At 72.0% G+C, this 20,503-nt stretch carries 17 protein-coding genes; 9 read left to right on the top strand and 8 right to left on the bottom strand.

Annotation, left to right across the window (positions count from 1 at the left end; all coding sequences use genetic code 11):
• The first annotated feature begins 100 nt into the window (after positions 1–100).
• Positions 101–790, top strand: coding sequence for a helix-turn-helix transcriptional regulator (locus tag IE207_RS10380; protein WP_229873617.1), 690 nt, complete (start codon positions 101–103; stop codon positions 788–790).
• An 89-nt stretch (positions 791–879) separates the two neighbouring features.
• Complete coding sequence (locus IE207_RS10375) at positions 880–1,827, top strand: SDR family NAD(P)-dependent oxidoreductase (RefSeq protein WP_190183787.1); 948 nt, start codon at positions 880–882, stop codon at positions 1,825–1,827.
• Positions 1,828–1,867: 40 nt separating this feature from the next.
• Here the strand turns inward: IE207_RS10375 and IE207_RS10370 are convergent, their stop codons facing one another.
• The 4 genes from IE207_RS10370 to gnd form a co-directional block, all read right to left on the bottom strand.
• Complete coding sequence (locus tag IE207_RS10370) at positions 1,868–4,270, bottom strand: glycoside hydrolase family 65 protein (protein WP_190183786.1); 2,403 nt, start codon at positions 4,268–4,270, stop codon at positions 1,868–1,870.
• Positions 4,267–5,010 carry a beta-phosphoglucomutase family hydrolase gene (locus tag IE207_RS10365; RefSeq protein WP_190183785.1) on the bottom strand — a complete coding sequence of 248 codons (744 nt, stop codon included), beginning with the start codon at positions 5,008–5,010 and terminating at the stop codon, positions 4,267–4,269. Before IE207_RS10365 ends, IE207_RS10370 begins: the two co-directional genes overlap by 4 nt.
• Positions 5,011–5,124: 114 nt before the next feature.
• Positions 5,125–6,597 (bottom strand): glucose-6-phosphate dehydrogenase, encoded by a 1,473-nt coding sequence (zwf, locus tag IE207_RS10360; RefSeq protein ID WP_190183784.1) that lies wholly within the window; start codon positions 6,595–6,597, stop codon positions 5,125–5,127.
• 11 nt (positions 6,598–6,608) lie between these two features.
• Positions 6,609–7,652, bottom strand: a complete 1,044-nt coding sequence (gnd, locus tag IE207_RS10355) for a phosphogluconate dehydrogenase (NAD(+)-dependent, decarboxylating) (RefSeq protein ID WP_373304696.1) — start codon at positions 7,650–7,652, stop codon at positions 6,609–6,611.
• Positions 7,653–7,870: 218 nt separating this feature from the next.
• Here gnd and IE207_RS10350 point away from each other — a divergent pair, with 218 nt between their 5' ends.
• Entirely contained in the window at positions 7,871–9,085 is a 1,215-nt protein-coding gene (locus IE207_RS10350) for a PP2C family protein-serine/threonine phosphatase (protein WP_229873615.1), read from the top strand.
• Between the two features lie 58 nt (positions 9,086–9,143).
• Positions 9,144–9,857: an alpha/beta fold hydrolase gene (locus tag IE207_RS10345; RefSeq protein WP_190183782.1), complete on the top strand. Its 714-nt coding sequence runs from the start codon at positions 9,144–9,146 to the stop codon at positions 9,855–9,857.
• Positions 9,858–9,907: 50 nt separating this feature from the next.
• Here the strand turns inward: IE207_RS10345 and IE207_RS10340 are convergent.
• Both IE207_RS10340 and IE207_RS10335 read right to left on the bottom strand, forming a co-directional pair.
• Positions 9,908–10,782 (bottom strand): IS5 family transposase gene (locus tag IE207_RS10340; RefSeq protein WP_373304695.1). Its coding sequence is split into 2 segments (ribosomal slippage): positions 9,908–10,705 and positions 10,708–10,782, totalling 873 coding nucleotides; the frame shifts between segments, so codons are not numbered across the junction.
• Between the two features lie 272 nt (positions 10,783–11,054).
• Positions 11,055–11,801, bottom strand: a complete 747-nt coding sequence (locus IE207_RS10335) for a TioE family transcriptional regulator (protein WP_190183781.1) — start codon at positions 11,799–11,801, stop codon at positions 11,055–11,057.
• Positions 11,802–11,859: 58 nt separating this feature from the next.
• Between IE207_RS10335 and IE207_RS10330 the strand changes: the two genes are divergently transcribed.
• The 3 genes from IE207_RS10330 to IE207_RS10320 all read left to right on the top strand — a co-directional run bounded on the left by IE207_RS10330 (position 11,860) and on the right by IE207_RS10320 (position 14,960).
• Positions 11,860–13,062 carry an erythromycin esterase family protein gene (locus tag IE207_RS10330; protein ID WP_190183780.1) on the top strand — a complete coding sequence of 401 codons (1,203 nt, stop codon included), beginning with the start codon at positions 11,860–11,862 and terminating at the stop codon, positions 13,060–13,062.
• 312 nt (positions 13,063–13,374) lie between these two features.
• A complete protein-coding gene (locus IE207_RS10325; RefSeq protein WP_229873610.1) occupies positions 13,375–14,187 on the top strand; it encodes an RNA ligase family protein in 813 nt (270 codons plus the stop codon).
• 251 nt (positions 14,188–14,438) lie between these two features.
• Positions 14,439–14,960 carry a hypothetical protein gene (locus IE207_RS10320; RefSeq protein ID WP_190183779.1) on the top strand — a complete coding sequence of 174 codons (522 nt, stop codon included), beginning with the start codon at positions 14,439–14,441 and terminating at the stop codon, positions 14,958–14,960.
• Positions 14,961–15,047: 87 nt separating this feature from the next.
• Here IE207_RS10320 and thpR read toward each other — a convergent pair whose 3' ends face one another.
• On the bottom strand, positions 15,048–15,632 hold the full coding sequence (gene thpR, locus IE207_RS10315) for an RNA 2',3'-cyclic phosphodiesterase (RefSeq protein ID WP_190183778.1): 585 nt from the start codon (positions 15,630–15,632) through the stop codon (positions 15,048–15,050).
• 226 nt (positions 15,633–15,858) lie between these two features.
• On the opposite strand from thpR, the gene helR reads away from it, so the two are divergent.
• Both helR and IE207_RS10305 read left to right on the top strand, forming a co-directional pair.
• The gene (gene helR, locus IE207_RS10310; protein ID WP_190183777.1) at positions 15,859–18,036 is read left to right on the top strand and encodes an RNA polymerase recycling motor ATPase HelR; all 2,178 of its coding nucleotides are present in this window, start codon (positions 15,859–15,861) and stop codon (positions 18,034–18,036) included.
• A gap of 113 nt (positions 18,037–18,149) precedes the next feature.
• Positions 18,150–18,983, top strand: coding sequence for a helix-turn-helix transcriptional regulator (locus IE207_RS10305; RefSeq protein ID WP_190183776.1), 834 nt, complete (start codon positions 18,150–18,152; stop codon positions 18,981–18,983).
• On the opposite strand, the gene IE207_RS10300 is transcribed toward IE207_RS10305, so the two are convergent.
• Positions 18,955–20,358 carry an amidohydrolase family protein gene (locus IE207_RS10300; RefSeq protein ID WP_190183775.1) on the bottom strand — a complete coding sequence of 468 codons (1,404 nt, stop codon included), beginning with the start codon at positions 20,356–20,358 and terminating at the stop codon, positions 18,955–18,957. The two genes, IE207_RS10305 and IE207_RS10300, sit on opposite strands and share 29 nt — an antisense overlap.
• Between the last annotated feature and the right edge of the window lie 145 nt (positions 20,359–20,503).

The following is a 20,503-nucleotide window of genomic DNA, read 5'->3' as shown; positions in this document are numbered from 1 at the left end:
CCGCCGAGGCCGTCCCGCACGAGAACTACCTATTCTTGTAGTGGTGTTTTCCGTGCAGGGCCTTGATCGGGGGCAGTTGGCCGTGACAGAGGGAGAGTGCGTGACACAGCCGTCACCCGACGTGCTGAGCGAGGCGGCCGCGGCCTGGCGGTCACGTTTCGTCAGCCTCTTCGACAGGGCGCCCGTGGCGCTGGCGATCAGCGACGCCTACGGCCTGATCCTCGGCGCGAACCCCGCGTTCGCCTCCGCGTGGCAGCTCCAGCCGGGAAAGCTGGAGGGCCGCCGGCTCCTCGACATCCTCACCCCGACCAACGACCGGCAGCTGGGCAGACTGGACGAGGCCCTGCGCTCGCGCCGCAGGTCCCGCTACCCGGTCGAGGTGAGCTGGCAGGCCCGGGGGACCGCCCGCCACGGCCGGGTCACCGTCGAACCGGTCTCCGACCCGCAGGACGACATCCCCCGCCTGCTGGTCTCGCTGGCCGAGGAGGCCGGCGCAGGACGGCCCGAGCCGCTGCCGCAGGACGCGGCCAACGGCCTGAGCGCCCAGGAGGCACGCATCCTGCCGCTCGCAGCGGCGGGGGAGTCGGGATCGGCCATCGCCCGCAAGGTGGGCCTCACCGTCGACGGGGTCAACTACCACCTGACCCGGCTGTGCCGACGGCTCGACGTACCCAACCGCCCCGCGCTGATCGCCCGCGCCTACGTCCTGGGCCTCCTGGACCCCACGGCGTGGCCCCCGCGCGCGGCGACGCCGGCGACCCCCGACGGGCCGTCGGTGATCCGTGGGTGATCCGTGGGTGATCTGTCGGTGGCCTCTGCCACCGTGGACGGGAGAGCTGCCCGCGAGGCAGCCGCCGCCGACCGCGAGGGAGCCCCGCCGTGCCGTCCACCCCGTCCATCCCGCCCTGGGACGTCCACCGGCCACCGCCCGGCCACGGCAAGGTCTTCCTGATCACCGGCGGCAACGCCGGCATCGGGTACTTCATCGCGGAACAGCTGTCCGCCGCCGGAGCCACCGTCGTGCTGGGCAGCCGTAACCCCGCGAAGGCGGAAGCGGCCACGGCCTCGATCCGCGCGCGGGTCCCCGGCGCGCAGGTACGGACCGTACGGCTCGACCTCGCCGACCTGCCGTCGCTGCGGACAGCGGTGGAGCCACTGGGTGCCGAACGCCTCGACGGGGTGATCCACAACGCCGGCGTCGCGCTCGACGACCCGCCGCGGGAGGAGACCCGTGAGGGTCACGAGCTCATGTTCGCCACGAACCACCTCGGGCACTTCGCGCTGACCCACTGGCTGATGCCCCTGCTGTCGGCCGCACCCGCGGCCCGCGTCGTGACGGTGGGCAGCTTCGCGGCGAAGACCGAACGACTCGATCCGGACGACCTGCAGTCCCGCAAGGAGTACGTGCCCAAACGCGCCTACGGACGCTCCAAGCTGGCCCAGATGTACTTCGGCCTCGAACTCGACCGCCGCCTGCGCGCCGCCGGGAGCGCCGTGGCGAGCGTCGTCGTCCACCCCGGCGGCGCGCTGGACTCCCTCACCCCGTCGCGGCCGCCCGTCCACGTGCGGACCGCCGGCGCACGCCTGCGCGGGGCGCCGGCCGCCCTCCTCGTCCAGGGCAAGGACGCCGGCGCCTGGCCCGCCGTCCGGGCGGTGCTCGACCCGGACGTGCGCGGAGGAGAGCTGTGGGGACCCCGCGTGTTCGGCCTGCGCGGCCGGCCCCGGCGCGAACGGGTGTGGACCCACCTCACCGACGCCTCGGCCGCGACGAGGCTCTGGGACGCGAGCCGTGACCTGACCGGCGTCGACCCCGGTCGCCTTCCCTGAAATCCGCACGGCGCGCAGGAGCCCCGCGCGCGTGCCACCCTCATGTCCCGGGGGCGCGGCCCTTGGGCTGGCGGGGCTCGGGGGAGTCGGGCGCCGGTGGGATGGAGAGGTCCGTCGGCGCGCCCACGGTGAGCCCGACCGGGGCGCCGTGGTGCATCACGGTGACGGGTCCTCCGGACATGAGCGTGTAACGGGCCGTCGCCTGGCCGATGTCGACGCGGATGAGGCGCTCCCGGACACGGACGTTGAAGGCCAGCCGGGTCAGCGAGGTCGGCAGCCGCGGGGCGAAGCGGACGGGGGCTTCCGGTTCCTCGGCCTGCGGGCCCCCGGACGGCTGGTCCTGTAGGCGCGCGGCGGGGACGGGACGGAAGCGGCGCAGCCCGCCGAGACCTTGGACCAGGGCGATCCAGGTACCGGCGAGCGAGGCCATGTGGAGGCCGTCACGCGTGTTGTGTTCGAGGTCGTCCAGGTCCATCAGTGCCGCCTCGCGGGTGTAGGCCCAGGCGAGGCGCAGATGGCCGGTCTCGGCGGCGAGGACGGCCTGGCAGCAGGCGGAGAGGGAGGAGTCCCTGACCGTCAGCGGCTCGTAGTACGCGAAGTTGCGGACCTTCTCCTCGGCGGTGAACTCGTCCGGACACGTGAACATCGCCAGGACCAGATCCGCCTGCTTGACGACCTGCTTGCGGTACAGGTCGAAGTACGGGAAGTGCAGCAGCAGCGGGTACTGGTCCTCGGAGGTGGCGTCGAAGTCCCACGGTTCCTGGTCGGTGAAGCCGGCGGCCTGCTCGTGCACCTGGAGCCGCTGGTTGTAGGGGATGGCCATCTGCGCGGCGGTGTTGCGCCAGTCCGCGATCTCCTCGGCGCTGACGCCGAGGTCCGGTGCCCGGTCCGGGTGGCGCGAGACGGCGTCGGCCGCGGCGAGCAGGTTCCGCCGGGCCATGGCGTTGGTGTAGAGGTTGTCCCGCGCGATGGCGCTGTACTCGTCGGGGCCGGTGACCCCGTCGATGTGGAAGACGCCGTCGGCGTCGAAGTGGCCGAGCGAGCGCCAGAGCCTGGCGGTGTGCACCAGCAGGTCGAGCCCGGGTCCCCGGTAGAACTCCCGGTCATCGGTCGCGAACACGTACCGCTCGACGGCCGCGGCGATGTCGGCGTTGACGTGGAAGGCGACGGTCCCCGCGGGCCAGTAGCCGGAGCATTCCGCGCCGTTGATCGTGCGCCAGGGGAAGGCGGCCCCGCCCAGCCCGAGTTGACCGGCACGCTCCAGCGCGCTCGCAAGCGTGGAGTGCCGCCAGGCGAGGGCGGAGGCGACGGTGTACGGCGCGGTGTGCGTGAGGACGGGCAGGACGAAGGACTCGGTGTCCCAGAAGGCGTGGCCGTCGTAGCCGGTGCCCGTGAGTCCCTTGGCCGGGATGGCGCGCCGCTCGTTGCGCGCGGCGGCCTGGTAGAGGTGGAAGAGGGCGAACCGGACGGCCTGCTGGACCTCTTCGTCGCCCTCCACCTCGACGTCCGCGCAGGCCCAGAACTCGTCCAGGCAGGCCCGCTGTGCGTCGAGCAGCCCCTGCCAGCCGGTGGTGCGCGCCCCCGCGAGCCCGCCCTCCACCTGGTCCCGCACAGCGGGCAGCGACCGCTGCGCCGACCAGCCGTAGGTCACGAACTTGACGAGTTCGAGCCGTTGCCCGGGTTCGAGGGTGGCGGTCACGGTCAGGCGGGCGACGTCCGGTTCGCTCTCGGCGGCCCACGCGGTGCCGGCGGGGCCTTCCACGATGTGGTCGGCCGCCACCGCGACGCGCTGTCCGCTGGTGGCCGTGCAGTGGACCAGACGCAGCCGGGTGCCGTGTGCGTAGTGCTCCTCGGGCAGCAGCGCGGAGTCGATGGCGGCGGCCATGCGCGGGTCGCCGGAGGCGGCCGGCAGCTGCTCGTTGGCGACGAGTTCGGACTGCACGGCGACGGTGGCCGGCCCGTTGACGGCCTCGACGGTGTACGAGATCGCCGCGACGGCCCGCTGTGCGAGGGAGACGATGCGGTGGGAGGTCAGGCGTACCGTCCGCCCGGAGGGCGTGCTCCACTCCGCGGACCGGCTCAGGACGCCGCTGCGGTAGTCCAGGACCCGTTCGTGCGACAGGAGTTCCCCGTAGCGCAGGTCGAAGGGGTGGTCGTCGACGAGCAGCCGGATGACCTTGCCGTCGGTGACGTTGATGGCCGTCTGCCCGGACTCCGGATACCCGTACCCGGCTTCGGCGTAGGGCAGCGGGTGGGTCTCGTACACGCCGTTGAGGTAGCAGCCGGGCAGGCCGTGCGGCTCGCCCTCGTCGAGGTTGCCGCGCCAGCCGAGGAGGCCGTTCGAAAGGGCGAACACGGATTCACTCTGCGCGAGGACGTCCAGGTCGAGGGCCGTCTCCCGCAACTGCCAGGGCTCGGTCGCGAAGTTCTCGTGAGTGATCATCCGCGGTCCAGCAGCTCGGAGAGGTCGGTGACGACGACATCGGCCCCGTGCGCGCGCAGTTCGGCCGCCTGGCCGGTGCGGTCGACGCCGACGACGAAACCGAAACCGCCCGCCTTGCCGGCTGCCACCCCGGCCAGCGCGTCCTCGAACACCGCCGCATCGCGCGGGTCGGTGCCGAACAGGCGGGCCGCCGCCAGGTAGCTGTCGGGGGCGGGCTTGCCGCGCAGACCCTGCTCGGCGATGGTGATGCCGTCGACCCGGTCCTCGAAGAGGTCCTCGATACCGGCCGCCACCAGCACGTCACGGCAGTTGGCACTGGAGGAGACGACGGCGCGGCGCAGACCCGCGTCGCGCGCCGCGCGCACGTAGGCCACCGAGCCCTCGTAGGGTTCCACCCCCTGCTCGCGGATCGCACGGAGCACCAGGTCGTTCTTGCGGGTGCCCAGGCCGTGGACCGTCTCCTGGTCGGGGCCGTCGCCGCTGGTGCCTTCGGGCAGCGTGATGCCGCGTGAGGCGAGGAACGTGCGTACGCCGTCCTCGCGGGGACGGCCGTCCACGTACTCGTCGTAGTCGTCCACGGCGTCGAAGGGAACGAAGGCCGCACCCTCGCGGTCGGCCCGCTGACGCAGGTAGTCGTCGAACATCTCTTTCCAGGCGGCCGCGTGGACCTTCGCGGTCCGGGTGAGCACGCCGTCGAGGTCGAACAGACAGGCGCTGACGTGGTCGGGGAGTCCCAGCATGCCGTCGAGGCTAGGAGCGGACGGCGGGCTGCGCGCACTGCGGCGCCCGCAGGAGGAGCGCGGTCCCCCGTACGGCTGAGGGGGTGTGGCGTTCGGAGCAGCGCGCCCGTGCCCTCACTGCGCCCCGGCCCGGCGCCGTTCGGGCAGGTGCCACCGGTAGGGGGCGACGAGGGACGCGATGGCCTCGGGTCCCCAGGATCCGGGGGCGTACGGGGCGACGGGCGGCGGCGCGTCCAGCAGCGGCGCGGAGACCTCCCACAGGCGTTCGATGCCGTCGGAGCGGGTGAAGAGGCACTGGTCGCCCAGCATGGCCTGGAGGATGAGGTGCTCGTACGCCTCAAGGGAGTTCTCGGTGGTGAAGGAGGTCTGGTAGCCGAAGACCATGCCGGCTTCCGCGAGCTGCATGGAGGGGCCGGGTTCCTTCGCCAGGAACCGGGCGGTGATGGAACCGGGGTCGGCGAAGTCGATGACGAGTTCGTTGGCGCGGCCGTCCGCCGCCTCCCGGGCGTCCAGGGGGAACATGCGCAGCACGGGCTCGCGCAGGCCGAGGGTGACGACGTGCCTGCCCTCGGCCAGCGCCTTGCCCGAGCGCAGGAAGAAGGGCACGCCGGCCCAGCGCCAGTTGTCGATGTCGACGCGCAGCGCGACGAAGGTCTCGGTGTCCGAGGCCGGATCGACCCCGGGCTCGGCGCGGTAGCCGGTGTACTGGCCGCGTACGACGTGCGCGGGGTCCAGGGGCCGCATGCTGTGGAAGACCTTCACCTGCTCGTCCCGCAGCGACTGTGCTTCCAGGGCGACCGGCGGTTCCATCGCCACGAAGCCCAGCAGCTGGAACAGGTGCGTGACGACCATGTCGCGGAAGGTGCCGGTGCCCTCGAAGAAGTGGGCGCGCCCCTGGATGTCGATCTGCTCGGGCACGTCGATCTGCACGTGGCTGATGTGTTCGCGGTTCCAGAGCGGCTCGAAGAGACCGTTGGCGAACCGCAGGGCGAGGATGTTGTCGACCGCCTCCTTGCCGAGGAAGTGGTCGATGCGGAACACCCGGGACTCGTCGAAGACGGCGTGGACGGCCGCGTTCAGCGCGCGGGCGGACGCGAGATCGGTCCCGAAGGGCTTCTCGACGATGACACGCGCGTCCTGGGCCAGGCCCGTGGCCCCCAGCAGCCCGACGACGGAGGTGAACGCCACGGGCGGGACGGCGAGGTGGAACAGCCGCCGCGGAGTGCCACCGACGGCCCGCTCGGCCTCCTGTACCGCCGTCACCAGCGGTTCGGGGGCGTCGGGGTCGGCCGCGCCGAAGGACAGGGCGGCCTCGAACTCCTGCCATGCGGGGCCCTCGGGGTGCGAGCGGCCGAACTCCGCCACGGCCTGGCGCGCGTGTGCGCGGAACTGCTCGTCGCTCAGGGCCTCGGCCGCCGGGGCCGAACCGACGATGCGGTACCGCTGCGGCAGGAGCCCGGCCTTGGCGAGGTGGAACAGGCCGGGCAGCAGTTTGCGCCTGGCCAGGTCACCCGTCGCGCCGAAGAGCACGACGACGTGGTTCGCGGGGCGCGGCTGGGGCCGGGCAGCGGCGGAGTCGGGGTCCATGACGGGCCTCCTCACGCGTCCGCGCCGGAGCGCTTCTCGGCGTGGCCGCCGAACTCGCTTCGCATGGCGGACAGCACCTTGGCGGTGAACTCGCCGAGCCCCCGGGACTCGTAGCGCTGGTAGAGGGCGGCGCTGATGACGGGGGCCGGCACGCTCTCCTCGATGGCGGCCAGCACCGTCCAGCGCCCTTCCCCGGAGTCGGAGACACGGCCCGTGAAGTCGTCCAGCTGCGGGGAGCGGGCCAGGGCGTCGGCGGTGAGGTCGACGAGCCACGAGCCGACGACCGACCCGCGGCGCCACACCTCGGCGACTTCGGCCACGTCGATCTCGTACCGGTAGGCCTCGGGATCGGACAGGGGAGCGGTCTCGGCGTCGGCCGTACGGGCGCGCAAGCCGGCGTCGGCGTGCTTGATGATGCCGAGCCCCTCCGCGACGGCGGCCATCATCCCGTACTCCACGCCGTTGTGGACCATCTTCACGAAGTGCCCGGCGCCGCTCGGCCCGCAGTGGAGGTAGCCCTGCGGCGCGGTGCCGTCGGTACGGGTACGGCCCGGGGTGGGCGCGGCGCTGCCGGCGCCGGGAGCGATGGTGCGGAAGAGGGGCGCGAGCCGTTCCACGGGACCCGGCTCGCCGCCGATCATGAGGCAGTAGCCGCGCTCCAGGCCCCAGACACCGCCCGAGGTGCCGCAGTCGACGTAGCGGATGCCGTGCTCGGCGAGGGCGCGGGCCCGCGCGATGTCGTCCCGGTAGTAGGAGTTGCCGCCGTCGATGACCGTGTCGTCCGGGTCCAGGAGCCCGACGAGGTGGTCCAGTGTCTCCTGGACCACGCCCGCCGGCACCATGAGCCACACCGTGCGGGGCCGTTCCAACCGCTCGACGAGCTCCTCCAACGAGAAGGCCGGCGTCGCGCCCTCCCCCTCCAGCGCCCGTACGGCATCGGGGCTGACGTCGTTGACGACGCACCGGTGTCCGTCCCGCATGAGCCGGCGCACCAGATTGGCACCCATCCGGCCGAGTCCCACCATGCCGAGCTGCATGGGTGCGTCCGATGCCATCGCCGTTCTCCCGTTCTCCAGTGCCTGGCCGCCGGTCCGCGGGCCCGCGCGCGTACCGCCCTCCGCCCTCCGCCCTCCGCGACCACTGTGCCCGCCCGCTCCGCCCCCGGCACCCGGGACTGCGCCACTCGGCCCCGCCGGCGACTGCCTCACGGAGCGGCCGGGCCGGGTACCACCCTGCGGCGCGCGGATGGCGGGTCACCTGGTGGAATGGAGGGGTGGCGGCGGAACCGGAGGACCCGGAGTACTCGCAGTACCCGGACCGTGAGGCCGCGGCGCTCCGCGCGCGGCTGCGGGCCGTGGAGGGTGCCGCCGAGCGGATCGGGACCACCCTGGACGAGCGGACCACCTGCCGGGAACTGGTCGCGTTCCTGCTCGGCATCCCGTGCGACGCGGCCGCGGTGGACCTGCGGACGGAGCAGCCCGGAGCGGCGCCGTACCGGGCCGCCGAGACCGGACCGGCGACCCTCCTCGACCCGTACGCCCCGGAAGGCGCCGACGCACCGACCCTGCGCGCCATGGACGGCGGCAAGCCCGTCACCGAACTGCCCGGCGGCCTCGCCGAAGCGGTGTCGGTGCCGCTGGTCGCCCGGGGCAGGACCTACGGTGCGCTGCTCGCCGTACGAGCCGGCGGCCCCGGGTTCACCGACCACGAGACGGCGACCATGCTCTTCGCCGCGCGGCTGGCCGCCGTACACCTCGGCCACGCCCGGCGGCTGGCCGCGACCGAGGAGACCGCGCTCAACCTGCAACGGGCGCTGGTCTCCGAGCCCGGCCGGCCGCACCCCAATCTGGAGATCGCCAGCCGCTACCTGCCGGTGGGGACGCGGGCGCTGGTGGGCGGGGACTGGTTCGAGACGGTCCGGCTGCACTTCGGCAGGACCCTGCTGGTGGTCGGCGACGTCATGGGGCACGGCCCGGACGCGGCCGTGGACATGAACGCCTACCGGTCCACGCTGCGCGAGGTGGCCTCGACGGAACTCGCACCGCACCGGGTTCTGCGGCAACTGGACGCCCTGGTCGCCGAGGACGACGCCCGCCGCCCGGCGACCTGCCTGCTGGTGCGGGTGGACCCGTCCCGGCAGGTGGCGATGTTCGCCAGCGCCGGGCACCTGCCGCCGGCGATCTTCTCGGTCGACGGCACGGCCACCCTGGTGGAGGTCCCGGTGGGCCCGCCGCTGGGTACCGGGATCGGCGGCTACGAGGCCGTCACCCGCGCCCTGACCCCGGACGAGACGCTGCTGCTGTTCACCGACGGCTTGGTGGAGCGGCGCGGAGAGGACATCGACACCTCCCTGGCCCGGCTCGTCGGCCTCGGCCTCCCGCCCGGCGCAGCGGTGCGTGACGTCGTGGACGCGGTGGTGGCCGGCCTGGACGCCCGGCATGCCGAGGACGACGTGGCCGTCCTGGCCGCCCGAATCCGCCGCCGCTAGGGCCTGTATCGAAAGTATTTCCTAGAAGATCGTCAAGCTGCCCGGCTACGGTGCGGGCATGGTGAATTTCGTGCTGGTTGCCGGTGCACGGCTCGGGGCGTGGGCGTGGGGCGAGGTGGTGCCGTATCTGCGTGCGGCTGGCCACGGCGTCTATCCGTTGACGCTCTCCGGTCTTGCTGACAAGCGGGGTGTACCGGCAGGGCAAGCGACTCACGTCCAGGACATCGTTGCCGAGGTGGAACACCAGGGTCTGCGTGACGTGGTTCTTGTGGGTCACAGTTACTCGGGCATCCCGGTCGGTCAGGCCGCGGAGCGGATCGGCGACCGACTGGCCCGCGTGGTGTTCCTCGACTCAAGTGTTCCCACTGACGGCAGGTCGTTTGTCTCCGCCTGGCCGGACGGCGGGGCGGCAGTGAAGGCATCGATCGCCGAGAACGGGGGGTTTTGGCCGCCCGCGCCAGTTGCTCACTACGACGGCGAAGGTCTCACCGATGAGCAGATCGCACGCCTCGTGCGTGGCGCGACGCCTCACCCAGGTGCCACGCTGACCGAGCCCGCTGTGCTGGCGGGGCCGCTCGGTGAACTTTCGGCGACGTACATCCTGTGCGTGATGCCGGGGGCCGAGCCCGACGACGCCGAGCCCGACGAAGATGTGGCCGAGCTGCTGACCAGCAAGCACTGGCGTCTGGCCAAGATGGACACCGGCCATTGGCCGATGTTCTCCCAGCCGCGCGAGCTGGCGCAGATCCTCCTCAATGCTGCTGGGGAGTGAGAGCACCTTTATGCCTGCGGGCTGGATTGGACGCGCTTGATGTCCGCTGGTTATAGCCATTCGCCGATGGCCGCTCTGAGGACGGTCGCCTCGTAGCGGACCGCCAGCTTGTCGTATCGGGTGGCGACAGCACGGTTCCTCTTGAGGCGGTTGATCCCACACTCGACCGCGTGGCGCTCGCGGTAGTCGGCCGGGTCGAAGTGCGGGGGCCGGCCGCCGCGGGATCCGAGCTTCTGGCGGTTGCGTGCCTGGTCGGCCTTGTCTGGGATGGTGCAGCGGATTCCGCGGCGGCGCAGGTAGGCGCGGTTTTTGCGGGAGGCGTACGCCTTGTCGGCCCGCACGCGGTCGGGGCGGACGCGTGGCCGGCCCGGTCCGATGCGGGGCACGCGGACTTTCTCCAGCACGGGTTCGAACTGCGGCGAGTCCCCGCGCTGTCCTGCCGTGAGCACGATCGACATGGGTTTCTGGCCCTGTTCGACGGCCAGGTGCAGCTTGGTGGTGAAGCCGCCGCGTGATCTTCCCAGCCCGTGATCATGGGGCTCGTTGAAGATGCCGCCCGGCGGCTCCTTCTGCAGGTCGCCCCGCTTGCGGGCCCCGGCCGCGTGCTGATGGGCGCGGCACACCGTGGAGTCGACGCTCAGGTCCCACACGATCGCGCCCTTCGCGTTGGCCAGGGACTGGAGACGGATGAGGATCCGGTGCCAAGCGCCGTTCCGCTGCCACCGGCGGAACAGGTCGTAGACCCGGCCCCACGGCCCGTACTCGACGGGGACGTCCCGCCACGGAACTCCAGTCCGGACTCTGAACCGTATGCCGTCGATCAACTGCCGCCGGGCCAGACGGGCGGCCGCCCCCGCTTCCTCCCCGTCGGCAACAACGGCGCCAGCACTGCCCACTGCTCGTCCGTGAGATCCCCCCGCGCCATGAACCATGATCGTTCACAGCTCAAGATCTACTTTCGATACCGGCTCGTGTCGATGTCGGGCCACCTCGCCCGGCGCCCCGGGGCGGCGGCCGCAGGGAGCGCCGCCCTCGACGCGTTGCGCGCGGCGGCGAAGGTGCTCGGTGACCGGTCCCGTTCGCACGGCAGCCACGGCCACGAGGCCCAGATGGACTCGCTGGACGACGAGATCCGGGCCGCCGAGACCAGCCTGGTCCTCCGCCCCCCTCCGACACCGCACGCGCGAGTAGCCGCTCTCAGTCGCGCCCGCGCAGGTACGCCTCCAGTTCGGCGGCCCCGGTCAGCATCGCCCTGCCGCGGGCCGACAGCCGGCCGTGCCAGTCGGACAGCGCGGCCTCCAGCGGCCTCAGCCCACCGGCCGCCCGCACTTGGGCGATCAACGGTGCGATCTGGTCCAGCAGGTAACCGCCGCGCCTGAGCTGGTGGGCCAGCCGGGCGTCCCGCACGTCGGCCTCGTCGTAGACGCGGTACCCGGTCAGCGGGTCTCGGCCCGGGCGCACCAGCCCGGCGCGTTCCCATTTGCGCAGCGTCGCGGGCCGGAGGCCGAGCTCCTCCGCCAGCGGCCCGATGAACGTACCGCCGGACCCGGACCCGGACCCGGGCACCACCTCGCCCCGACCGGCCCCCGTGGTCGGTGCCAGATCGCGCAGGGCGCTCTCCACGGCCCGTAGCGTCCGCCGGTCGTCCAGCAACTGGGTGTGGCTCTCGTCGATCAGGCGGAACGCCTCGTCCACCACGCCCTGGTTGACGGCCCGCATGATCGCCGTCGCCGTCCGGTGTCCGTGCCCGGGAACCAGCGCGAGGAACGCCCCGAGGGCCCGCGCGTGCAACGGGGTGTAGGTGCGGTAGCCGTGGGACGTGCGACCGGCGGCCGGGAGGATGCCGGCCTCCTCGTAGTTCCTGACGGCCTGCGTGGAAAGACCGTGCCCGCGTGCCAGGTCAACCGGCCTGAGTTGTCCGCTGCTTTGAAGGTTTTGAGCCACAGCTCCCAGAGTAGCTGGGCAAAGTTTCAACCGTCGGTTCAACGATACCGTTGAGGGCATGGCAACCGACATCAAGGACACCATCCACGCCGTCGAGGCCTCGGCCGTCATGAAGCTGCTTCCGGTCAGGCCGCGGCTCTTCGCCCTGGGCGAGCCCACCCACGGCGAGGACGCCCTGCTCGACCTGCGCAACGAGCTCTTTGGGCAACTCGTCGAGCAGGAGGGCTACCGGACGATCGCGATCGAGAGCGACTGCATGATGGGCCTGGTAGTGGACGACTACGTCACCTCCGGCACGGGCACCCTCGACGACGTCATGGAGCGCGGATTCAGCCACGGGTTCGGGGCTTCCCGGGCCAACCGCGAACTCGTCCGCTGGATGCGCGCCCACAACGACGGCCGGCCCGCGCCCGAGCGGCTCCGCTTCGCCGGTTGTGACGGCCCGCTGGAGATCACCGGGGCCGCGAGCCCACGCCAGGCCCTCACCGCACTCCACGGCTACCTTTCGGCCCAGGTGGACCCGGGCCTGCTGCCCTGCACCGCCGAAGTGCTCGACCGCCTGCTCGGCGCCGACGACCAGTGGACCGAGCCCGCCGCGATGACGGACCCGGCCCGGTCCGCGGGGCGGTCGGCCGGGGCCAGGGAACTCCGCCTGCACGCCGACGATCTGGTGGCTCTGCTCGACGCGCAGACGCCGCACCTGATCGCGGCGACCTCGCGGGACGCATGGGAGCGGGCGCGCCTGTACGGACGTACCGCCACCGGCCTGCTGCGCTACCACTACTGGATGGCCGACACCTCACCGAACCGCATGACGCGGCTGGTCGCGCTGCGGGACCGGATGATGGCCGACAACCTCCTCGCCGTCGCCGAACGGGGCCCGGCCCTGGTCCACGCCCACAACGGTCACCTCCAGCGCAACAAGAGCACGATGCGGATGGGCGGCATGGCGCTGGAGTGGTGGAGCGCCGGCGCGATCGCGAGCGCCCACCTGGGCGACGGGTACGCCTTCCTGGCCACGGCCCTCGGCACGATCCGCCACCGTGGGGTGGACACCCCCGCACCGGACACCGTCGAAGGCCTCCTCCACGCCCTCCCCGAGGACCGCTACCTCGTCGACGCCCCCGCCCTGGCCGCCGCCCTGGCCGACGCACGGCCCGCGCCCCGCGTATCCCCGTGGTTCGGCTACGCCCCACTCGACCCGGCCCACCTGGCGGACACCGACGGCATGGTGTTCATAAGGGACGTAACGCAGAGCTGAGGCAATGTCCGGCAAGTCAGCCGGGCGGCGGGCCGGCCCCGGTGGGAATCGTCCGGCAGGCCCTCATCCCAGCGGCTCGGATCATGGACGGCCCGGATCCGCCGGGGCAGCGGGTCCCGGCCGGCCAAGACCCCGAAGCCCGTCATGCCGGGCCGGGCGTCCCGTTCGGCTCGGGCCTCGGCCAAGCCGGGTGGTGTGGTGGGTCCGTCGGCATCGGCCCCGTCAAGTCCCCGCGTCTCGCGCTGCGTTCGGTTCTCCATTTTCTGTTATGCCAATTGACACACCGTTAAATGCCGACCTAGGGTCGTGCCCATGGAGGAGCGCAAAGGACGCGGCCGGCCCCGGAAGAATCCGGAGCAGCTCGCGCGATGGACACCGCCCGAAGGCTGGTCCCGGCTGGTCGCATGGATCTCGCCCGCGGAGAAGAAGGCGTTGAAGCGGGTTGCCGTCGAGGCTGAAGTCGCGGTCGCGGACCTGGTCCGCGCGCTGGCGGGCGGCCTGGCGTCTGGTGCCATCAGTCACGAGGAGCTGATCGGCCACGTCAGAAAGGGCATGCAGGTCATGGAGAAGATCCCCACGCTGTTCGAGCGGGACGGCGACTTCCGGGTCATCGACCGTCCGCGGGTGGAGTGTGCATGGGTGTTCGACGGCGAGGGAGCCCCGACGGAGAAGCTCGACGGAACCAACGTCCGTCTCACCGTCCGGGCGGGCCGGCTGGTACGGGTGGAGAAGCGGCGCAACCCGAGCAAGCGGCAGAAGGAACAGGGGATCAAGGACGGCTGGTACGTCGACACCGCCGAGAGTGCCGCGGAGGACCGGTGGGTTCTCGCCGCCGCCCGCAACACTGACGTCACCTCGTGGCCGGACGGCGAGCACTCCTGCGAAGCGCTCGGCCCCCGCATCCAGGGCAACCCCCTGCGGCTGGACGACCATCGGTGCGTGCCGTTCAACCTGGAGGCGCCGGTCTACCAGGGCGTGCCGCGCGACTACGCCGGTCTCCGCGACTTCCTCGCCGAACTGGAGAGCCGCTTCGTCCCCGGCGCCCTGGCCGAGGGCATCGTCTTCCACCACCCGGACGGTCGCCGCGCCAAGATCAAGCGCAAGGACTTCCCCGTCTTCGCCTAGGAGACCCCCGAAGATCCCGCTCCGACTGCCAGGCTCAGCACCGGGATTCACTGGGGAGCGCGGAAGCGAACGGGAGTGGAACGGAGTTGGGGGACGGATGATGCCTGTGACGACCTTCGATTTGTCGCTGCGTGTGGAGAGACCGGAGAGCAGCTGTGAGTGATCGCCGTACCGAGCTTTTCGTATCCCCGGACAAGAGCCGGTTCGGGCGCGTGGCGCTGGCGATCGTACCCGCGGTCATCGTGCCGGGCATGAGCATGGTGCGCATGCTCGCGGGCGGGCGCGGCACCAGCGAGGGGCTCGGGCCGATGGCGGTACCCGCTGCCGTCGCCCTCGTCGCGCTCCCCTTCCTGTGGTACGTGGCCTATGCGGTCCTGCACACCCTGAACACGTACGTGGCACTCGTGGACGGCGCCGTCCTGGTGCGCAACTGGGCGCGCCGGCTGACCGTCATCGAAGGGCCCGGCTTCGTGGCCCGGACCCATGTCAAATCCAGCGGCATAGCCGACGCGGTGCTCGTCGTGGGTGACGACCGCGCCGCCGTCATGCTCAATCCCCGCCAGTGGCGCGAGGACGAACTCGACGAGGTGTGGCGCAAGGCGGCTCTTCCTCAGCAGTTCGGAGGTACGCCGACCCCACGTGAACTCCGCAAGCGTTACCCGACCATCCGGATACCTCTCTACATCCGGCATCCCGGCATCGTCTACACCTTCTGGACCATCCTCGTCATCCTCTACATCGCAGTGGTGGTCAACGTCTTCGCCCGCATCTGAGGGTGTGGCGAATCGGACGGCGACGAGGCGTGTGAAGACCCCGCGGTGGCGGACGTACGACCACGGCACCTGGGCCGGTCGATGGCCTCACCGTCCGCCGCGGAGGTCCCACGCTTCGATGTCCCGGTAGTGGATCGGGCCCGGGCCGCGGCCGATGTTGCTGCCGACCAGGTGCAGGCGCTCGGCCGGCCATCGCCGGCCGGTGAAGGCGGCGAGTTCTCCGGCGGCCTTCACCACGCTGTGGGGGTCGTCGCGGCGGGCTCGGGCCAGGGTCAGATGGGGGCGCAGGGGCCGGTCCTCGAAAGCGATACCGCACTCCCTGACCACTCGGCGCACTTCGGCGGTGAGCCGGTGCAGTCCCTCGAGGTCGCCCTCGACCCCGCTCCACAGCACCCGCTCGTCGAAGTGCCCGCCCCCGCGCAGCGCCAGCTCCACAGGCCGGCTCGCGGCCGCGAGCTCCGCGAGCGGCGGCCGCAGGAGCGGAACAGCCGGGGCGGGTAGCTCACCGAGGAACGCCAGGGTGATGTGCCAGTCCTCGATGCGGTTCCACCGCATCCGCGGATACGCCTCGTAGGCGGGCCGCAGCTCGCGCGCGAGTTCTTCCTTCGCATCGTCGGGCGGGGCGAGCGCTATGAACACGCGCACGGTCGAGGCCGGAATCTGTTCCTTCACGAGGGACTTAGTACACCACCGCCGAGCCCCTTGGTGAGGGCGGGAGGAATACCCACTCCTCGCCACTCTCAACTTATAGCGCACCGGGGGGCTTGCGGCAAGGCCCCCGTCCTGGGACAGAATCGCGGGCCGAGGCCAGAAACGCAAGAAATGGGGGATGTGCCAAGTGCGTACGTTTTCGTCAGGATATGGGTCCATCGAAGGTGCGGTGACCCGAGCCGATGGCATGAAACCCACGACCACGCCCTCGGCCACCAGTGCTTTCGACCTTCCGGCCCGTCTCTCCCTCAAAGCCGACCCGGCCCTGATCGACGGCGACGAGCAGCACTTCGCGGCCATCGCGCAGAGCCTCGAAGAGGCGATCGCCGACCTGTCGGACCGCCTCGCGGCCGCCCGCAGGGCGCCCGGCGGCATCGGCAGGGAGGCCATGGACCGGGACACCGAGATCCACCGCCTGACCGGCCGCCTGCGCACCCTTCGACGCTTCGGCCTCGACCTGTGCCTGGGACGCACGGTCGGTACGGACAGCCCCGAGCCCGTGTACATCGGACGCCTCGGCCTCAGTGACAGCGCGGGCCGCCGGCTGCTGTACGACTGGCGCTCCGCCGCGGCCGAGCCGTTCTTCGCAGCGACCCACGCCCGTCCCATGGGCCTGGCGAGCCGCCGCAGGTACCGCTGGACCCACGGCCGGATCAGCGACTACTGGGACGAGGTGTTCACCGCCGACGGGCTCGACGGGCACGCCGCGCTCGACGACCAGTCCGCGTTCATCGCGAGCCTGGGCGGCACCCGGACGTCCCGGATGCGCGACGTGCTCGCCACCATCCAGGCCGACCAGGACGCCGTCATCCGGGCCGGCTCCCGGGGCGCGCTCGTCGTCGACGGCGGTCCGGGCACCGGCAAGACCGTCGTCGCCCTGCACCGTGCCGCCCACCTGCTCTACTCCGATCCCCGCCTCGGTCACCGCCGAGGCGGCGTACTGTTCGTCGGCCCGCACCAGCCCTACCTCGCCTACGTCGCCGACGTCCTGCCCAGCCTGGGCGAGGAGGGCGTACAGACCTGCACCCTGCGCGACCTCGTCGCCGAAGGAGCCGGAGCAGGCGTCGAGAGCGACCCGCACGTGGCCCGTCTCAAGTCGTCCGCCGAGCTGGTGAAGGCGATCGAACCGGCCGTCGGAATCTACGAGGAACCACCCACCCAGGGCATGACGGTCTCGTCCCACTGGTCCGACCTCTGGCTGAGTCCCGAGGACTGGGCGGCGGCGTTCGAAGCAGTGGAACCAGGCACTCCGCACAACGAGGCACGGGACCAGATCCAGGAGGAGCTGCTCGCGATCCTCATGGACAAGGACGACAGCGACGCCCCGCCCCACCTGCTGCGCAGGTCGCTGCTCCAGGACCGGGAGTTCGTCACGACCCTCAACCGCGCCTGGCCGATGCTCGACGCGAGTGACCTCGTCGCGGATCTGTGGTCGGTACCCGCCTACCTGCGCAAGTGCGCGCCCTGGCTCGGCCCCGACGACGTCCGCAGGCTGCAGCGCGAGGACGCGCACGCCTGGACCCTGTCCGACCTGCCGTTCCTGGACGCGGCACGCGCCCGGCTCGGCGACCCCGAGGCGTCGGAACGCAAGCGCCGGCACGACGCCTGCGTCGCCGCCGAACGCGCGCGCAGGGCCGACGTCATCGACGGCATCCTGGAGGCCGACGACGACGGTGAAGGCGCCGTGACGATGCTGCGCGGGCGGGACCTGCAGGACACGCTGATCGACGAGAGCGCGATGCCCGGCGCCGAACGGGAGCTCCTCGCCGGCCCGTTCGCACACGTCATCGTGGACGAGGCCCAGGAACTGACCGACGCCGAATGGCAGATGCTGCTGCTGCGCTGCCCGTCCCGGAGCTTCACCATCGTCGGGGACCGGGCCCAGGCCCGCCACGGATTCACGCAGTCGTGGCAGGAACGGCTCGAGCGGGCCGGGCTCGACCGGATCACCCTGGCCTCCCTGAGCATCAACTACCGCACCCCGCAGGAGGTCATGGCGGAAGCCGAGACGGTCATCCGCGCCGTGCTCCCGGACGCCAACGTGCCGGCCTCCGTCCGCAGCAGCGGCATCCCCGTCGTGCGCGGATCCGTTGCGGAGCTGGCCACGGTGCTCGACGGCTGGCTCGCCGCGCACGCCGAGGGGACCGCCTGCGTGATCCGCACCGAGGACGCCGGTTTCGACAGCACGTTCCGGGCGACCTCCAGGGTGCGCTCGCTGACACCCGAGCTGTCGAAGGGACTCGAGTTCGACCTGGTCGTCCTCATCGACCCGCACACCTTCGGCGCGGGCATCGAAGGCGCCGTCGACCGCTACGTCGCGATGACCCGCGCGACCCGGCAGCTCGTCATCCTCACGAGCCCCTGACGGCAGCGCGGCCCCTGACGGCAGCGCCGCCCGGGCCCGCGGGGCGGCCGGGCAGTGGCGCCCGCGAACGCGACGCCGGGCAGTTCCGTTTCCCGGCGGTTAGTCTGCCGGGCGTGACCAGCAATGATCTCGGCGACTTCCTGCGCGCGCGGCGCTCCCGCCTGCAACCCGCTGACGTGGGACTCGCCTCCCACGGGGCCCGCAGGGTGCCGGGGCTGCGGCGGGAGGAGGTCGCCGTCCTGGCGGGCATGAACAGCGACTACTACGCCCGCCTGGAACAGGGCCGCGAGCGCAGTCCCTCCCCGCAGATCCTCGACGCGATCGGTGGCGCCCTGCGCATGGAAGACGAGGCGCGCGCACACCTGTACCGGCTCGCGGGCACGGCCCCGGACCGTGACCGGCCGCAGCCCGAGGAAACGGCGAGCACCCCGCTGTGCCGGCTCCTGGACGGCTTCACCACGCCGGCGTTCGTCCTGAACCCGGCCACCGACTTCCTCGCGGCGAACGCGTTGGCCGACGCGCTGTTCGCACCGTTCGAGAAGACGGACAACCTCGCCCGCATGACCTTCCTCGACCCGGCCGCACGCGGCTTCTTCGTTCACTGGGCCAGGGCGGCCGAAGCGGTGGTGGCGGCCCTGCGCCACGCCACGGGCCTGGACCCACGGTACCGGCGCCTGCACGGCCTGGTCCGCTCGCTGGCCGGGGCGAGCGAGGAGTTCGCCGCACTCTGGTCCGCTCATGCCGTCCACGCGAAGACCCGTGACGCAAAGGAGATCTTCCACCGGGACGTGGGGCGCCTGGCCCTCACCTTCCAGACCTTCGACGTCCGCGAGGCGCCGGGCCAGCAGTTGGTCGTCTACCACGCCGAACCGGGGAGCCCCAGCGCCCGATCGCTCGATCTGCTCGGCACTCTCCCCGCTACCCGACGGAGCGTGCCAGGGAGTTGAGTACGTACTCGCGGGACGCGTGGACCTCGTCGCGCAGCGCCGGCAGGTCGACGTCGAGGACCCGGCCGTCCCACTTGCGGGGCCTGCCGTTGACGAGAACGGCGCTGATGTTGCGGGCATCGCAGCCGAGCACGACGGTGCCGACGGCGTCATTGAGCGGCATGTTGTTCAGGTCCTCGGCCCGCATCACCAGCAGGTCGGCCTTCTTGCCCGGGGTGAGCGAGCCCGTCACGTCCCGCAGGCCGTTGGTGCGGGCGCCCTGGAGGGTGGCGAAGTCCAGGACGTCCCGGGTGGTGATGCGTCGCGGCTGCCGGGCGGTGCCGTGGACGGCGTTGACCGCGCGCATCCGCTGGATGGCGTGCAGGGTCCGCATCTGCGTGAACATGTCGCCGGCCAGAGCCACCTCGACGTCGATGCTCAGACCGGGGCGCACCCCGGCGGCCAGCGCCTCGTCGACGGCCGGGATCGCGGTCTCCAGCCCGATCTGCGCGTCCGAGGCGGGGGCCAGTGAGATGGTCGTGCCGCTGTCGCCGATCGCCTTCCACGCTTCGCGAGTGAGACCGGTGGCGTGGATGAGCGTCACGTCCGGGCCGAGGATGCCGTCCCGGGCCCAGCCGAGGACGGCTTCGGAGGAGGGCGCACCGAAGACGGCGTCGATGCTGACACCGACTCCCAGCTCCTTGGCGGTACGGGCGAGGGCGGGGCCGTACGCGAAGTCGGGCCCGGCGATCTCATCGGTCGCCAGGGCCGCCAGCCGCAGCGTCAGCAACTGGCCCTGGCCCGCGAAGTACCGGTCCTTGAGGCGGGTCAGGTCGCCGGGCCACTGCTCGTCCCAGTCACCGAAGTGCGGGCCCATGGAGGCGTGCACGCCCCGGATGCCGCTGTCGGCGAGTGCCTGGACGGCGGCGTCGGAGTGCTCCGCCGTGCGGGAGTTGTGGGAGAAGTCGAGCATGCAGGTGATACCGCTGTCGATCGCGGTCAGTGCGGCGAGCCGCGTCCCGACGTACATGTCCTGCGGTCGGTAGACCGTGGCGTAGCCGGCCAGGGTGGACATCACGTACGCGCCGAGGTCGTCGACGTCCGGCATGATCCGGCGCAGTTGGGTCTGCCAGGCGTGCCGGTGGGTGTCGACGAATCCCGGGGTGAGGACCGCGCCGGCCGCGTCGACGACCACTGCGCCGTCGGCGTTCAGGCCAGGACCGAGCGCGGAGATCGTCTCGCCCTCGACGAGCAGGTCGGCGCCGGTGAGGACACCGAGGGAGGGGTCCATGGTGACGATGGTCGCGCCGGTGAACAGGATGCGCCGGGCCGGGTCGGCGTACCGACGCCGGATCTGTTCGAGCACGGCAGCGCTGGTCGTACCGCAGGAGGTCATGGAGGATCCCGTTCGTCGTGCCGGACCGCTGGGGGTGCGGGCGGGTGGCTTGCCCCTCCAGGGTGGGGGCGCCCGGCGACGACAGCCAGGACGTGCTGTGCCCAGGTGCCGTACACCCGGGACGTGCCGGTCGTCCGGGCCGGCC

Source organism: Streptomyces cirratus (genome assembly GCF_014650775.1).
GTDB lineage: Bacteria > Actinomycetota > Actinomycetes > Streptomycetales > Streptomycetaceae > Streptomyces > Streptomyces cirratus.
This window is presented reverse-complemented; position numbering and strand designations above follow the sequence as displayed.

Bases quoted from the DNA above. Each gene is read 5' to 3' on its own strand.
- zwf (WP_190183784.1), bottom strand. From the start codon at position 6,597: ATGGACCCCGACTCCGCCGCTGCCCGGCCCCAGCCGCGCCCCGCGAAC.
- IE207_RS10325 (WP_229873610.1), top strand. From the start codon at position 13,375: ATGGAGGAGCGCAAAGGACGCGGCCGGCCCCGGAAGAATCCGGAGCAG.
- IE207_RS10320 (WP_190183779.1), top strand. From the start codon at position 14,439: ATGAGCATGGTGCGCATGCTCGCGGGCGGGCGCGGCACCAGCGAGGGG.
- IE207_RS10370 (WP_190183786.1), bottom strand. From the start codon at position 4,270: ATGATCACTCACGAGAACTTCGCGACCGAGCCCTGGCAGTTGCGGGAG.
- IE207_RS10330 (WP_190183780.1), top strand. From the start codon at position 11,860: ATGGCAACCGACATCAAGGACACCATCCACGCCGTCGAGGCCTCGGCC.
- helR (WP_190183777.1), top strand. From the start codon at position 15,859: ATGAAACCCACGACCACGCCCTCGGCCACCAGTGCTTTCGACCTTCCG.
- IE207_RS10365 (WP_190183785.1), bottom strand. From the start codon at position 5,010: ATGCTGGGACTCCCCGACCACGTCAGCGCCTGTCTGTTCGACCTCGAC.
- gnd (WP_373304696.1), bottom strand. From the start codon at position 7,652: ATGGCATCGGACGCACCCATGCAGCTCGGCATGGTGGGACTCGGCCGG.
- IE207_RS10300 (WP_190183775.1), bottom strand. From the start codon at position 20,358: ATGACCTCCTGCGGTACGACCAGCGCTGCCGTGCTCGAACAGATCCGG.
- IE207_RS10345 (WP_190183782.1), top strand. From the start codon at position 9,144: ATGGTGAATTTCGTGCTGGTTGCCGGTGCACGGCTCGGGGCGTGGGCG.